Source organism: Cellulosimicrobium sp. NPDC057862 (genome assembly GCF_042797035.1).
Taxonomy (GTDB): Bacteria; Actinomycetota; Actinomycetes; order Actinomycetales; family Cellulomonadaceae; genus Cellulosimicrobium.
On record NZ_JBHVMH010000011.1, the window covers coordinates 80,966 to 94,734 of the forward strand.

Sequence of the window (13,769 nt, forward strand, 5' to 3'; positions counted from 1 at the left end):
TGACTCCTCGACCGGGCGGTCGTGGCCCGTCCCCGCTGCGGGACGGCCACGGCCGCCTGCTCGTGCGGGTGGGCCGCGCGAGCGTCAGAAGAGGCGGGAGTCCACGTCGTCGACACCGCGCATCGCGTCGTAGTCGAGCACGAGGCAGCCGATCCCCCGGTCCGTCGCGAGCACGCGCGCCTGCGGCTTGATCTCCTGCGCGGCGAACACGCCGCGCACGGGGGCCAGGAGCGGGTCGCGGTTGAGCAGCTCGAGGTAGCGCGTGAGCTGCTCGACGCCGTCGATGTCGCCCCGACGCTTGATCTCGACGGCGACGGTCGCGCCGCTCGGGTCCTTGGCGAGGATGTCGACGGGGCCGATCGCGGTCGGGTACTCGCGGCGCACGAGCGTGTGCCCCGAGCCGAGGAGCTCGATCTGCGCGGCGAGCATCTCCTGGAGGTGCGCCTCCACGCCGTCCTTGACGAGGCCGGGGTCGACGCCCAGCTCGTGCGAGCTGTCGTGCTGGACCTCGTGGAGCTCGATCTCGAGGCGGTCGTCGCTCTTGGCGTGCTGCACGGCCCATACCTCGGTCACGCCGCGCTCGCGCGCCTCCTCGGAGGGCGCACGGACCGCGAGCGAGCACGGAGGGCTCATCCAGTTGAGGGGCTTGTACGAGCCGCCGTCGGAGTGCAGGAGCACGCTCCCGTCGGCCTTGACGATGAGCACGCGCGTCGCGAGCGGCAGGTGGGCCGAGAGACGGCCGGTGTAGCGGGCGGAGCAGCGGGCGACGACGAGACGCATGAGGCAGGTCCTCCGGGTCGGTGGTGGGCGGTCCGGGACACGGCGTCAGCCCACGGGCGACGCCTCAGACGACGACGTCGCGCCGACCGGGCGGCGCGGCCTCCAGCCAGGAGGCGAGCCCCTCGTACGCGGCGCGCGACATCGTGAGCTCGAAGTCCTGGCCGTGGTAGCGGCACCGGACGAGGTAGGTGTCGGGGCCGTCGCCGACGAACGGCTCGCGGCCCGCGATGACGAGGTCGTAGCGGGACCACGTCCGGGCGGGGCGGATCGACACCGACCACAGCCGCCACCAGTCGATGCGGCCGACGCCGTAGTGCGCGATGCCCGCGACCCAGGGCGCGCCGGCCGCCCCCGCCCGCCGTGCACCGCACTCGAACGAGCCGACGCGGTGGGACAGGGCGCGCAGACGCCACGCCCCCAGCCCGATCGCGAGAAGGACGAGGACGAGCAGTCCGATCGCGAGCCAGGCCAGGGGCGTCATGGTCGTGCGAGGGTCAGCGGGCCGGTACGGACTCGACCGAGTCCGCGACGATCGTGACCTGGTTGGAGTCGACGGAGAGGAACCCTCCGCTGACGCGCACGTCGAGGGTCTCACCCTCGGCCACGATGCGCACCGAGCCCTCGCGCAGCACGGAGAGCAGGGGCGAGTGGTCCGCGAGGATGCCGATCTCGCCGTCCGCCGCAGGGGCCGTGACCCGCTGCGCGCGGCCCGACCAGATCTTGCGGTCCGCCGCCACGAGGTCGACGTTCAGCTGTGCCACGGGAACTCCTTCATGGGCGGTTCATGCCCGGCGTGGTGTCCGGGTCCGGGTGCGACGCCCGCGGGGCCGGGCCGAGCGGCCCGGCCCCGCGCGTGCGTCGGATCAGGCGCCGTACTCCTGCTGGATGCGCGCCCAGTTGCGCTCGAGGTCCTCGAGGCCACCGATGTTGAAGAACGCCTGCTCGGCGACGTGGTCGAACTCGCCGTCAGCGATCTTCTTGAACGCCTCGATGGTCTCGCTCAGCGGCACCGTCGAGCCGACGACGCCCGTGAACTTCTCGGCCATGTAGGTGTTCTGGGAGAGGAACTGCTGGATGCGGCGCGCACGCGCGACGACCGTCTTGTCCTCCTCCGAGAGCTCGTCGACACCGAGGATCGCGATGATGTCCTGGAGCTCCTTGTTGCGCTGCAGGATCGACTTCACGCGCGTCGCGACGTCGTAGTGCTCCTGGCCCACGTAGCGCGGGTCGAGGATGCGGCTCGTCGACGCGAGCGGGTCCACCGCGGGGTAGAGACCGCGCGAGGCGATCTCACGGGAGAGCTCGGTCGTCGCGTCGAGGTGCGCGAACGTCGTCGCCGGCGCCGGGTCGGTGTAGTCGTCCGCCGGCACGTAGATCGCCTGGAGCGACGTGATCGAGTGACCACGCGTCGAGGTGATGCGCTCCTGGAGCAGGCCCATCTCGTCCGCCAGGTTCGGCTGGTAGCCCACCGCGGACGGCATGCGGCCGAGCAGCGTCGACACCTCGGAGCCCGCCTGCGTGAAGCGGAAGATGTTGTCGATGAACAGGAGGACGTCCTGCTTCTTCACGTCGCGGAAGTACTCCGCCATGGTCAGCGCGGAGAGCGCGACGCGAAGACGCGTGCCCGGGGGCTCGTCCATCTGGCCGAAGACGAGGGCGGTCTTGTCGAAGACGCCGGCCTCCTCCATCTCGACGATGAGGTCGTTGCCCTCACGCGTGCGCTCGCCGACGCCGGCGAACACGGACACGCCACCGTGGTCCTGCGCGACGCGCTGGATCATCTCCTGGATGAGGACGGTCTTGCCGACGCCCGCACCACCGAAGAGGCCGATCTTCCCACCCTGGACGTACGGGGTGAGGAGGTCGATGACCTTGATGCCCGTCTCGAACATCGTGGTCTTCGACTCGAGCTGGTCGAACGCCGGGGGCTTGCGGTGGATCGGCCAGCGCTCGGTGATCTCCACCGTCTCGCCGGGAGCCCCGTTGAGCACGTCGCCCGTGACGTTGAAGACCTTGCCCTTGGTGACGTCGCCGACGGGCACGCTGATCGGCGCGCCGGTGTCGGTGACCTGGGCACCGCGGACGAGGCCGTCCGTCGGCTTGAGGGCGATGGCGCGCACGAGCGAGTCACCCAGGTGCTGGGCGACCTCGAGCGTGAGCGTGAACGACTTCTCGCCCTCGCCCTGCGACGAGAGGTCGATCTCGACGGTCAACGCGTTGTAGATGTCGGGGATCGCGTCCGCCGGGAACTCGATGTCCACGACGGGGCCGATCACACGAGCGACCCGGCCCACGCCGGGACCGCTGGAGTGCTCGACCTGTGCTTCCACGGTGGTGGCGGTCATTGCTGGCCTCGCTTCGCAGTGCCGGAGTGGTCCCCGGCGGTGTCGGTCAGGATGTCGGTGATGGTGCTGGCCGCGCGGGCCGTGCGGCCCGTCATGACGCCGCCAGGGCGTCGGCACCCGAGACGATCTCGCTGATCTCCTGGGTGATGTCCGCCTGACGCGCCTGGTTCGCCAGCCGCGTGTAGTTGCGGATGAGGTCCTCCGCGTTGTCCGTCGCCGTGTGCATCGCGCGCTGACGTGCGGCGAGCTCGGACGCCGCCGCCTCGAGGAGGCAGCTGAAGATCCGGCTGCGCACGTAGCGCGGGAGCAGCTCGTCGAGCACGGCCTCGGGCGAGGGCTCGAAGTCGTACAGCGGGAGCACGTCGTGCTTGCCCGCCGGGGCGACACCCTCGACGACCTCGAGCGGGAGCATGCGCACGACGCGCGGACGCTGCGTGACCATGTTGACGAACTGCGTGTACACGATGTGCAGCTCGCTCACGCCGCCCTCGGCGGCCGGCGCGAGGAACGCCCCGAGCAGGGCGTCCGCGATCTCGCCCGCGACCTCGGAGTTGGGCGCGTCCGACCCGTACGACCACGACCCGGCGAGCTCGCGCCCGCGGAACGTGTAGTACGAGATGGCACGACGGCCGGCCCCGTAGAGCGCGACCTCCTTGCCCTCGGCCACGAGACGCTCGACGAGGCGCTCCGTCTCGCGGATGATCGACGCCGAGTAGGCGCCGGCCATGCCACGGTCGGAGGCCACGACGAGCACCGCCACGCGGTTGGTGTCCGTGCGCTCGCTCGTCAGCGGGTGCTTCGTCGACGTGTGCGTCGCGACGGCCGACACGGCCCGGGTGATCGCCCGGGCGTACGGCGACGCGGCGGCCGTGCGGTCGCGCGCCTTGCCGATCCGCGACGCGGCGATGAGCTCCTGCGCGCGGAACATCTTCTTGAGCGACTGCGTCGACTTGATCCGCTGCTTGTAGACGCGCTGGGATCCGGCCATCGTCAGGCCCTCTTCTGCCGGACGATCTGCTCCTGCTCGATCTCCGTCTCGGCCTCGTCCTCGGTGTCCCCACCGACGAGCGGCGTGCCGTCACCCGTGAGGAACCCGGAGCGGAACGCGTCGACCGCCGAGGAGAGCTGGGCCTCGGTCTCGTCCGACAGCTTGCCGGTCTCCGCGATCGTCGACAGGACGTCCGTGTTGCGGCGCAGGTGGTCGAGCAGCTCGGCCTCGAAGCGACGCACGTCCTCGACCGGGACGTCGTCGATCTTGCCCTTGGTGCCCGCCCAGATCGACGCGACCTGGTCCTCGACCGGGTACGGCGAGTACTGGCCCTGCTTGAGCAGCTCCATGAGGGCCGCGCCACGCTTCAGCTGGCCGCGCGACGCCGCGTCGAGGTCGGACGCGAACATCGCGAACGCCTCGAGCGAGCGGAACTGCGCGAGCTCGAGCTTCAGCGTGCCGGAGACCTGCTTCATCGCCTTGACCTGCGCGGCACCACCGACGCGGGACACCGAGATGCCCACGTCGACGGCCGGACGCTGGTCGGCGTTGAACAGGTCCGACTGGAGGAAGATCTGGCCGTCGGTGATGGAGATGACGTTCGTCGGGATGTACGCCGAGACGTCGTTCCCCTTGGTCTCGATGACCGGCAGGCCCGTCATCGATCCGGCGCCGAGCTCGTCCGAGAGCTTCGCGCAACGCTCGAGCAGGCGGGAGTGCAGGTAGAAGACGTCACCGGGGTACGCCTCGCGGCCCGGCGGGCGGCGCAGCAGGAGCGACACGGCACGGTAGGCCTCGGCCTGCTTCGACAGGTCGTCGAACACGATGAGGACGTGCTTGCCGCCGTACATCCAGTGCTGGCCGATGGCCGAGCCGGTGTACGGGGCGAGGTACTTGAAGCCCGCCGGGTCGGACGCGGGAGCCGCGACGATCGTCGTGTACTCGAGGGCGCCGGCCTCCTCGAGCGCGCCGCGCACCGACGCGATCGTGGAGCCCTTCTGGCCGATGGCGACGTAGATGCAGCGGACCTGCTTCTCGGGGTCGCCCGACTCCCAGTTGGCCTTCTGGTTGATGATCGTGTCGATCGCGATCGCTGTCTTGCCCGTCTGGCGGTCGCCGATGATCAGCTGGCGCTGGCCGCGGCCGATCGGGATCATCGAGTCGATCGCCTTGAGACCGGTCTGGAGCGGCTCGTGGACCGACTTGCGGTCCATGACGCCGGGCGCCTGGAGCTCGAGGGCGCGACGGCCCTCCGTGGCGACCTCGCCGAGGCCGTCGATCGGGTTGCCCAGCGGGTCGACGACGCGACCGAGGTAGCCGTCGCCGACGGCGACGGAGAGGACCTCGCCCGTCCGGCGGACCTCCTGGCCCTCCTCGATGCCGGTGAACTCGCCGAGGACGACGACACCGATCTCGCGGACGTCGAGGGTGAGGGCGAGACCCAGGGTCCCGTCCTCGAAGCGCAGCAGCTCGTTGGCCATCGCGCCCGGCAGACCCTCGACCTGGGCGATGCCGTCGGCGGCCAGGGTGACCCGGCCCACCTCCTCGGACACGGCGCCCTCGGGCTCGTAGGACTTCACGAAGCTGTCCAGAGCGGCCCGGATCTCCTCCGGCCGGATCGTCAGCTCAGCCATTGCTCTTCTCCTGTCGTGGCCGCACCTCGTGGTTCGGGTGCGGTCGAACGTTTGTCGGTTGTGCGGCCGGTGGCCGGCAGGACGGTCGTCGGTCGGAAGGGTCGGCTCGTCAGCTCACGAGGCGACGGCGTGCGTCGGCGAGCCGGGAGAGCACGGTGGAGTCCACGACGTCGGCACCCACCTGGACGCGCAGCCCGCCGAGCACCGTGGGGTCCACGGTGACGTTGAGCTGCACGGCGCGCCCGTAGGCCCGCTCGAGCAGCCCCGCGAGACGGTCGAGCTGCGCCTGCGTGAGCACCGCTGCCGACGTGACCGAGGCGACGAGGCGCTGGCGACGCTCGGCCGCGATCTCCCCGATCCACCCCAGCGTCGGGACGAACCGGCGACCGCGCAGCGCGCGCGTCGCGTGGACCGCGAGCACCTCGGTGACGCGGTCGACCTTGCCGTCGAGCAGCGTGTGCACGAACGCAGCACGACGCCCGGGGTCGGTCGTGTCGTCGGAGAGGACCTGCCGCGCCTCGCGCTGCCCGACGAGCGCGCGCGAGGTCCGGAACAGCTCGTCCTCGACCGTCTCCAGCGCACCGCGGGCCTCGGCCGACGCGAGGACCGCGTCCAGGCCCAGGCGCTCGGTCGCGTCCGCGAGGTCGCCCTCGCGGGTCCAGCGGGACCGGACCAGGCCGGACACGAGGTCCACGACCCGCTCGTCGAAGCCCGACGAGAGGACGGCGGACACGAGGGCCGCCTTGTCCGCGCCGGACCGCGACGGGTCCGCGAGCGAGCGCCGCAGCGGCGCCGACTCGTCGAACGCCGCGGTGACCGCGAAGAGCTGCTCGCCCAGCGCGAGCGCGCCCTCGCCCGCCGAGCGCAGGACCGGCTCGAACCGGTCCCGCGCCTGCGTCAGGGACTCGCCGCTCGTTCCGCGCATCAGCGCTCCTCGGATGCCGTGCCCGCCGCGCTCGCCGCCGCGGGACCCGCGGCCTCGAGCTCGTCGAGGAAGCGGTCGACGACGCGGCTCTGGCGCGCCGAGTCGGCGAGCGACTCGCCGACGATCTTCGAGGCGAGCTCCGTCGCGAGCAGACCGACGTCGTTGCGCAGCGAGACCGCGGCCTGCTGGCGCTCGGCCTCGATCTGGCGGTGCGCCGTCTCGACGATGCGCGCGGCGTCGTCGGACGCCTTGGTCCGCAGGTCGGCCACGATGGCGCCGCCCTCGGCACGCGCCTCCTCGCGGATCTTCGCGGCCTCGGCCCGAGCCTCCTGGAGCTGCTGGTGGTACTCGGCCAGCGCCGCCGCGGCCTCTGCCTGGGCGGACTCCGCCTTGGCGAGACCACCCTCGATCTTCGCGGTGCGCTCGTCGAGCACCGCCTGGAACTTGGGCAGGATCGCCTTGTAGAAGACGACCGCGATCACGATCATGATCACGGACGACCAGAGGATGTCGTACCCGGCGGGGAGGAACAGGTCGATGCCCTGCGGCTCCTCGCCCGTCTCCGCCGCGACGTTCAGCGCGGCGGTCGCCAGCGCCGACATCACGCCGTGAAGAGGAAGCCGGCGACGAGACCGAGCAGCGCGAGCACCTCGACGAACGCGACACCGATGAACATGGTGGCGCGAAGCTGGCCGGCGACCTCGGGCTGGCGGGCGATGCCCTCGATGGTCTTGCCGATGAGAATGCCGAGGCCGATGCCCGGGCCGATCGCGGCGAGGCCGTAACCGACCGTGCCGATGTTGCCGGTGACCTCAGCGAGAGTGGTGACGTCCACGATTGCTCGTTCCTTCCGTTGGGCGCCCGACCGGATGACCGGGCGTCGCGTTGGTACTGCGCTTGATGGGTGTGTCTGGTGGAGCGGAGTCGGTGCACGACCCGGAGGTCAGTGCTCCTCCTCGAGCGACATGTTGATGTAGACCGCCGCGAGGAGGGCGAAGATGTAGGCCTGCAGGAAGGCGACCAGGATCTCGAACAGCGTGATCGCGAAGCCGCCGACGAGGGTGAGCGCGCCGAAGGCCTTCATCGCGGGCACCGCCTCGAAGACGAAGTACTGCGTCGCGGCGAAGCACAGGACGAGCATGATGTGACCGGCGATCATGTTGGCCGCGAGTCGGATGGCCAACGAGGCCGGCCGGATGATGAGGATCTGCAGCAGCTCGATCGGCGTCACGATGAGGTAGATCGGCCACGGGATGCCGGGCGGGAAGAGGTTGTTCTTCAGGTAGCCGCCGAGGCCGTGCTTCTTGATGCCGACCGCCCAGTAGGTCGCGAAGACCCAGAGCGCGAGCACGATCGGAAGCCCGATGCGCGAGGTCCCGGCCAGGTTCAGGAACGGGATCACGCTCGTGATGTTGAAGGCCAGCACGGCGAAGAAGATCGTCGCGATCATCGGGACGAACCGCCGGGCGGTCTCCTTCCCCATGATCTCCTCGACGATCTGGACGCGCACGAAGTCGATGAGCATCTCGAGCGCGTTCTGGAGGCGCCCGGGGACGAGTCGCGCCCGACGTGCCCCGACGACGAAGATCGCCAGGAGGACGACGGTGGCGACGATGCGGATGATCCAGATCCGGTCGATCTGGAAGATCGTGTCCTCGAAGAGGATGGCCGGCGGGAAGAAGTCGGCGATCGACGGCGCGTGGAAGCCACTCTCGCCCTCGGAAGCAGCGAGGAGCACGGGGGTCGCAAGCGTGGACAGGGTGGACTCCCAATGGTCGTGTGGTCCCGGCAGCCAGCACATTGTTGTGGGCACGCCGTCGGACCTGGCCGTCATGGATTCGCCAGTAGCCTAACGTATGGATCGGCGTGCTCACGCCGATCTGGCGGTGCTTGTGACATTTTGCTCATGCGCTCCGGGCAACTGGTCCCTGGCCCGGGCGCCGCCCGCCTGGTAGAGGCGTGGTCGGTCAGCGGGCGCCGGGCTCGACGTACGGGATGCGCCCCCTGCTCACGGCCCGGTAGTCGAGCACCGCGGAGCCGATGACGCCGACGAGCAGGACTCCCGCGAAGACCCAGCGGTCGTAGAAGTCCATGCCGCGCAGGACGACGAGGATCACGATGAGCACGACCATCTTCGCGAGCCAGCTCCCCATGACGACCGCCGCGGTCGTCGTCGGGCTGGCGTCCACCGTGCGCAGCATCGCCCAGACCGTGGTGGCCGAGAAGAGCAGCGCCACGCCCACCCCGAGGAGGGCCCCCCACACGCCCGGCAGACCGGCGACGAGCGCTCCGATCGCGACGCCGAGGACCGTGAGCCCACCGAGCAGGACGAGCACGTCCCGCAGCGCGGTCCGGAAGACCGCGCGGACAGCCTGCCCGTGCGGGCCGATCGTCTGCTCGGCGGGCTGCTCGGCGGGCTTCGCGCCGTCGGGCTGCGCGGGTTCGGGCAGGCTCGTGGTCATCGCAGTGCTTCCTTCGGCGGGGTCGTGACGGCGGGAGAGGACGGCGGGGCGACCTCTCCCGGGTCGTCGTCGGAGGTGGTGGTCGTGACGGGCACGGACGCCGTCGGGGTCGCGGCGTCGTCGTCGAGGAACCGGCCGCGCGTGCGCAGCGGGCCGAGCGTGAGGACCGCGGAGACCAGGATCGCGACCGCGAGGCCCACGGCCACGCCGTGCCAGTGCCACTGGACGAGCGCGACCGCGGCGAACGCGAACACCGCCGTCCAGACGTAGAGGATGAGCACGGCGCGCCGGTGCGAGTGCCCGATCGCGAGCATCCGGTGGTGCAGGTGCATGCGGTCCGGATGGAACGGCGACTTCCCACGTGCGACGCGGCGCACCACCGCCATGCCCATGTCGAGCAGGGGCAGGAGGATCACCGCGAGCGGCAGCAGGATCGGGATGAACGCCGGGATCTGCTGGGCGCCGGAGAGCGCGTCGGGATCGGTCTTGCCCGTCACGACGATCGCGGCCGCGGAGAAGACGAGCCCCAGGACCATGGAGCCCGAGTCCCCCATGAAGATGCGCGCCGGATGGAAGTTGTGCGGCAGGAACCCCACGCAGATGCCGACGAGCGCGGCGATCACGAGGGTCGCGAGGCTCGAGTAGTCGTCGGCGCTCGCCTTCTGCGTGAGCACGTAGGAGTAGACGAAGAACGCGGCACCGCCGATCGCGACGAGCCCGGCCGCGAGACCGTCGAGGCCGTCGACGAAGTTCACGGCGTTCATCGCGACGACGACCACGAGGATCGTCGCGGCGAGCTGGAGGCGCGAGGACCAGATGAGCTGCTGCTCGCCGATCCCGAGGGGGAGCGTGAAGAGGACCACTCCCTGGGCCGCCATGAACCCCGCGGCGAGCACCTGCCCCGCGAGCTTCGTCATCCAGTCGAGGTCCCAGATGTCGTCGGCGATCCCGAGCAGGCAGACGATCGCGGCCGCACCGACGATCCCCCACGCCCGCGAGTCGGCCACGAGGCTGCCCGCGACCTCGCTGACGAACACGCTCTCGAGGAACGGCATCTGCGACGCGAAGACCACCGCCACCACGAGGCCCAGCAGCATGGCGAGCCCGCCGAGCCGGGGGGTCGGGATCGTGTGGACGTCGCGGTCGCGCACCGCGGTGATCGCGCCGGTGCGCAGCGCGACCCAGCGCGCGAAGGGCGTCGCGAGGAACGTCACCACCGCGGCGACGAGCATCACGAGCAGGTAGACCCTCACCCGCCGTTCGCCTCCGGCTCCCCGGCGTCGTCGGTGGCCTGAGCGTCGGTGGGAGCATCGGTGAGCGCGTCGGCGGGCGGGTCGTCCGGGCCCGCGACGTCCGCGACCTCACGGAGCCGGTCGAGCGTGACCGCCCCCTGGCGCACGACACGCAGCGTGTCGGACGTCGCGTCGACGATGGTCGACGCCACCCCGCCGGGCGCCGTGCCGCCGTCGAGGTAGACCGTCACCGCGTCGCCGAGCTGTGCCTGCGCGTCGTCGACGTCGAGGGCCGCGGGACGCCCGGTCGAGTTCGCCGACGACACCGCGAGCGGACCCGTGCGGCGCAGGAGCGCGAGCGCGGCCGGGTGGTCGGGCATGCGCAGCGCGACGGTCCCGTGCGTCTCCCCCAGGTCCCACGCGAGCGAGGGCTGGGCACGCAGGATGATGGTGAAGCCGCCGGGCCAGAAGGCCTCGACGAGGCGGCGCGCGGCGTCGGGCACGTCCGTGGCGAGGCCGTCGAGCGTGCGCGCGTCCGGCACGAGCACGGGCGGCGGCATGTGCCGGCCCCGGCCCTTGGCCGCGAGGAGCGCGGCGACGGCCTCGGCGTCGAAGGCGTCGGCGCCGATGCCGTAGACGGTGTCGGTGGGCAGCACGACGAGGCCACCGCGGGAGATCGCGTTGACCGCCTCGTCGATGCCGGCGCCCCAGGTGTTCGGGTCTGTCACGGGGTGGACGGAGCTCACGGGTCCATCCTTCCACGGTCGCGGGCCCGGACCGGCTCGTCCGGGACGTCGGCGCGCGCGTCGGCGCGCCGGGCGACGACCATGCGGTCGCGCCCTGTGAGGTCGGGCAGGGTCCGCACTCCGGCGAACGCGCCCGAGGCCCGGGCGATCTCGCGCACCGGGGCAGCCTGTACCTCCGCGTGCTCCATGACGAAGAGGCCACCGGGCCGCAGCAGGCGCGCCGCGGCGCGCACCACGGCGCGCGGGACCTCGAGGCCGTCGGCCCCGCGCCCGTAGAGCGCGAGGTCGGGGTCGTGGTCGCGGACCTCGGGGTCGACCGGCACGGCGTCCGGCGGGATGTAGGGCGGGTTGGACACGACGACGTCCACGGTCCCGTCGAGCTCGGCGAGCAGCGCCCGGTCCGCGACGTCGCCGACGAGCGTGCGCTGCGTGCGCGACCCCACGCGGGCGGCGTTCGCCGTCGTCGCGCGCACCGCCTCGGGCGAGAGGTCCACCGCCACGACCCGCGTGCCGGGGACCTCCACGTCGACGCTGATCCCGATGACGCCCGAGCCGCAGCAGAGGTCCACGACGAGCGGCGGCCGGTCGGCGCGGGCAGGGTCCGCGCGCAGGCGCGCGGCCTCGTCGATCGCGACCTGGGCGACGGTCTCGGTCTCGGGCCGGGGCACGAACACGTCGTCGGCTACCTCGACCGTCACGTGCCGGAACACGGTGTGCCCGACGATCCGCTGGAGCGGCTCACGCGTGCGCCGCCGCTCGACGACCTCGGCGTACTCCCCGAGGAAGTCGTCGGTCGACCCGCCGGGCAGCGCCGACGCGAGGTCCGCGTCACCCGCGGGGAGCCGGTACCACTCCAGGCGCGGGAGCCCGAGGCACCAGGCGGCGAGCGCCTCCGCGTCGTGCCGGGCGGACGGCACGCCCGCGTCCGCGAGGATCCCCTCCGCGGCGCGGACGGCGCGGCGCAGGTCGTCGGTCGTGAGGCCGGTACCGGCTTCCGGGGAGGACGAGCCCGTCGAGGCGTCCGCGCGCACGTCGGCCACGTCAGGCCTCGCCCGCGGCCGCGAGGCGCGCTGCCTCGTCGGCCTCGACCGCCGAGCGCACGACCGGGTCGAGATCGCCGTCGAGCACCTGGTCGAGGTTGTACGCCTTGTACCCGGTGCGGTGGTCCGCGATGCGGTTCTCCGGGAAGTTGTAGGTGCGGATGCGCTCGGAGCGGTCGACGGTGCGGACCTGCGAGCGGCGCAGGTCCGCGGCCTCGGCGGCCGCCGCCTCCTGCTGGGCGGCGAGCAGCCGCGCGCGCAGCACGCGCATCGCCTGCTCGCGGTTCTGGAGCTGCGACTTCTCGTTCTGCATCGACACGACGATGCCCGTCGGCAGGTGCGTGATGCGCACGGCCGAGTCGGTCGTGTTGACGGACTGCCCCCCGGGGCCCGACGAGCGGTAGACGTCGATGCGCAGGTCGTTCGGGTCGATCTCGACCTCGCCCGCGTCCTCGACCTCGGGGAACACGAGCACGCCAGCCGCCGAGGTGTGGATCCGTCCCTGCGACTCGGTCACGGGGACGCGCTGGACCCGGTGGACGCCGCCCTCGTACTTGAGGTTCGCCCAGACGCCGTCGGCCGGGTCGGACGGCGTGCTGCGCGCCTTGACCGCCACCTGGACGTCCTTGTAGCCGCCGAGGTCGGAGTCGGTCGACTCGAGGACCTCGGTCTTCCAGCCCCGGCGCTCCGCGTACCGCAGGTACATGCGCAGCAGGTCCCCCGCGAACAGCGCGGACTCCTCGCCGCCCTCGCCGGCCTTGATCTCGAGGATGACGTCGCGGCCGTCGTCGGGGTCGCGCGGCACCAGCACGCGGCGCAGGCGTTCGCGCGCCTCCTCCTCGGCGGCGCGCAGGCCCGGGAGCTCCGCGGCGAACGCGTCCCCGTCCTCTCCACCGAGCGCGGCCAGCTCGGCGGCGGCCTCGGCGTCGTCGCTCGCCTCGCGCCACCCGCGGTACGCGCCCACGACCTGGTTGAGCTCGGCGTAGCGTCGCCCGAGCGTGCGCGCGCGGCCGGCGTCGGCGTGGACGGCCGGGTCGGCGAGCTGGGCCTCGATGTCGGCGTGCTCGGCCAGCAACGGCTCGACGGCGGCGAACGACTCGGTCACGGGCTGCTCCTCGGTGGCGGGCTGGGTCGCGGCCGTCGCACCGGGGCGGTGACCGCGCGAGGATCGGAGGATCGCTCGGGCAAAGCAACAGCGCCGGTGGTCCGAGCTCGCCGACTGCCCCTGGAGAGGTTGTCGGGATCGGACCACCGGCGCTGCGGAGCGGCTACTTGCCGGCGTCCTTCTTGCCGTAGCGCGCCTGGAAGCGGGCCACGCGGCCACCGGTGTCGAGGATCTTCTGCTTGCCCGTGTAGAACGGGTGGCAGGCGCTGCACACGTCGGAGCTGATCTTGCCCGACGCCTCGGTGCTGCGCGTCACGAACGTGTTCCCGCAGGTGCACGTCACCTCGGTGACGACGTACTCGGGGTGGATACCAGACTTCACGGTTTTCTCCTTGGGGTGACGTCTCCGGGTCAGGTGCGGCTTCCGCACCTGTGAACCGGCGACAGGCGGCCTGACGAGCGCAGGCCGACGAACCATTGTGCCAGAACGCGCGGGCGCCCCGAGAACTTCC

The 13,769-nt window shown here is 71.9% G+C and carries 16 protein-coding genes; all 16 read right to left on the reverse strand.

The features are described from left to right. Nucleotides 1-84 precede the first annotated feature (84 nt). On the reverse strand, nt 85-780 hold the full coding sequence (nucS, locus tag ACFVN3_RS14405; RefSeq protein WP_378233587.1) for an endonuclease NucS: 696 nt from the start codon (nt 778-780) through the stop codon (nt 85-87). Between the two features lie 64 nt (nt 781-844). Continuing rightward, nucleotides 845-1,261 carry a DUF2550 domain-containing protein gene (locus ACFVN3_RS14410; RefSeq protein ID WP_047232904.1) on the reverse strand — a complete coding sequence of 139 codons (417 nt, stop codon included), beginning with the start codon at nt 1,259-1,261 and terminating at the stop codon, nt 845-847. Nucleotides 1,262-1,274: 13 nt separating this feature from the next. After that, nucleotides 1,275-1,541 (reverse strand): F0F1 ATP synthase subunit epsilon, encoded by a 267-nt coding sequence (locus tag ACFVN3_RS14415; protein WP_047232903.1) that lies wholly within the window; start codon nt 1,539-1,541, stop codon nt 1,275-1,277. A 102-nt stretch (nt 1,542-1,643) separates the two neighbouring features. Continuing rightward, nucleotides 1,644-3,125: a F0F1 ATP synthase subunit beta gene (gene atpD, locus ACFVN3_RS14420; protein ID WP_378233588.1), complete on the reverse strand. Its 1,482-nt coding sequence runs from the start codon at nt 3,123-3,125 to the stop codon at nt 1,644-1,646. Between the two features lie 91 nt (nt 3,126-3,216). Further along, a complete protein-coding gene (locus tag ACFVN3_RS14425; protein ID WP_047232901.1) occupies nt 3,217-4,113 on the reverse strand; it encodes a F0F1 ATP synthase subunit gamma in 897 nt (298 codons plus the stop codon). Between the two features lie 2 nt (nt 4,114-4,115). After that, entirely contained in the window at nt 4,116-5,747 is a 1,632-nt protein-coding gene (gene atpA, locus ACFVN3_RS14430; RefSeq protein WP_378233589.1) for a F0F1 ATP synthase subunit alpha, read from the reverse strand. A 109-nt stretch (nt 5,748-5,856) separates the two neighbouring features. Continuing rightward, nucleotides 5,857-6,672, reverse strand: a complete 816-nt coding sequence (locus tag ACFVN3_RS14435; protein ID WP_378233590.1) for a F0F1 ATP synthase subunit delta — start codon at nt 6,670-6,672, stop codon at nt 5,857-5,859. Then, a complete protein-coding gene (locus ACFVN3_RS14440) occupies nt 6,672-7,274 on the reverse strand; it encodes a F0F1 ATP synthase subunit B (RefSeq protein WP_378233639.1) in 603 nt (200 codons plus the stop codon). The genes ACFVN3_RS14435 and ACFVN3_RS14440 overlap by 1 nt, the downstream gene beginning before the upstream one ends. Beyond that, nucleotides 7,274-7,507, reverse strand: coding sequence for an ATP synthase F0 subunit C (locus ACFVN3_RS14445; RefSeq protein WP_141389322.1), 234 nt, complete (start codon nt 7,505-7,507; stop codon nt 7,274-7,276). The genes ACFVN3_RS14440 and ACFVN3_RS14445 overlap by 1 nt, the downstream gene beginning before the upstream one ends. A gap of 108 nt (nt 7,508-7,615) precedes the next feature. Continuing rightward, the gene (gene atpB, locus ACFVN3_RS14450) at nt 7,616-8,473 is read right to left on the reverse strand and encodes a F0F1 ATP synthase subunit A (RefSeq protein ID WP_378233640.1); all 858 of its coding nucleotides are present in this window, start codon (nt 8,471-8,473) and stop codon (nt 7,616-7,618) included. 166 nt (nt 8,474-8,639) lie between these two features. Then, nucleotides 8,640-9,134, reverse strand: a complete 495-nt coding sequence (locus ACFVN3_RS14455; RefSeq protein WP_378233591.1) for a hypothetical protein — start codon at nt 9,132-9,134, stop codon at nt 8,640-8,642. Continuing rightward, nucleotides 9,131-10,387, reverse strand: coding sequence for an MraY family glycosyltransferase (locus ACFVN3_RS14460; RefSeq protein ID WP_378233592.1), 1,257 nt, complete (start codon nt 10,385-10,387; stop codon nt 9,131-9,133). Before ACFVN3_RS14460 ends, ACFVN3_RS14455 begins: the two co-directional genes overlap by 4 nt. Next, nucleotides 10,384-11,112 (reverse strand): L-threonylcarbamoyladenylate synthase, encoded by a 729-nt coding sequence (locus tag ACFVN3_RS14465; RefSeq protein ID WP_378233594.1) that lies wholly within the window; start codon nt 11,110-11,112, stop codon nt 10,384-10,386. Before ACFVN3_RS14465 ends, ACFVN3_RS14460 begins: the two co-directional genes overlap by 4 nt. Further along, complete coding sequence (gene prmC, locus ACFVN3_RS14470) at nt 11,109-12,077, reverse strand: peptide chain release factor N(5)-glutamine methyltransferase (RefSeq protein WP_378233641.1); 969 nt, start codon at nt 12,075-12,077, stop codon at nt 11,109-11,111. The genes ACFVN3_RS14465 and prmC overlap by 4 nt, the downstream gene beginning before the upstream one ends. 76 nt (nt 12,078-12,153) lie before the next feature. Next, nucleotides 12,154-13,257: a peptide chain release factor 1 gene (prfA, locus tag ACFVN3_RS14475; RefSeq protein WP_378233595.1), complete on the reverse strand. Its 1,104-nt coding sequence runs from the start codon at nt 13,255-13,257 to the stop codon at nt 12,154-12,156. Nucleotides 13,258-13,420: 163 nt separating this feature from the next. Continuing rightward, nucleotides 13,421-13,639, reverse strand: coding sequence for a 50S ribosomal protein L31 (rpmE, locus tag ACFVN3_RS14480; protein ID WP_047232891.1), 219 nt, complete (start codon nt 13,637-13,639; stop codon nt 13,421-13,423). Nucleotides 13,640-13,769: the final 130 nt, after the last annotated feature.

Coding starts and splice junctions, on each gene's coding strand:
- ACFVN3_RS14455 (WP_378233591.1), bottom strand. CDS start 9,134: ATGACCACGAGCCTGCCCGAACCCGCGCAGCCCGACGGCGCGAAGCCC.
- atpA (WP_378233589.1), bottom strand. CDS start 5,747: ATGGCTGAGCTGACGATCCGGCCGGAGGAGATCCGGGCCGCTCTGGAC.
- ACFVN3_RS14440 (WP_378233639.1), bottom strand. CDS start 7,274: ATGTCGGCGCTGGCGACCGCCGCGCTGAACGTCGCGGCGGAGACGGGC.
- ACFVN3_RS14410 (WP_047232904.1), bottom strand. CDS start 1,261: ATGACGCCCCTGGCCTGGCTCGCGATCGGACTGCTCGTCCTCGTCCTT.
- nucS (WP_378233587.1), bottom strand. CDS start 780: ATGCGTCTCGTCGTCGCCCGCTGCTCCGCCCGCTACACCGGCCGTCTC.
- atpD (WP_378233588.1), bottom strand. CDS start 3,125: ATGACCGCCACCACCGTGGAAGCACAGGTCGAGCACTCCAGCGGTCCC.
- ACFVN3_RS14435 (WP_378233590.1), bottom strand. CDS start 6,672: ATGCGCGGAACGAGCGGCGAGTCCCTGACGCAGGCGCGGGACCGGTTC.
- atpB (WP_378233640.1), bottom strand. CDS start 8,473: ATGTGCTGGCTGCCGGGACCACACGACCATTGGGAGTCCACCCTGTCC.
- ACFVN3_RS14425 (WP_047232901.1), bottom strand. CDS start 4,113: ATGGCCGGATCCCAGCGCGTCTACAAGCAGCGGATCAAGTCGACGCAG.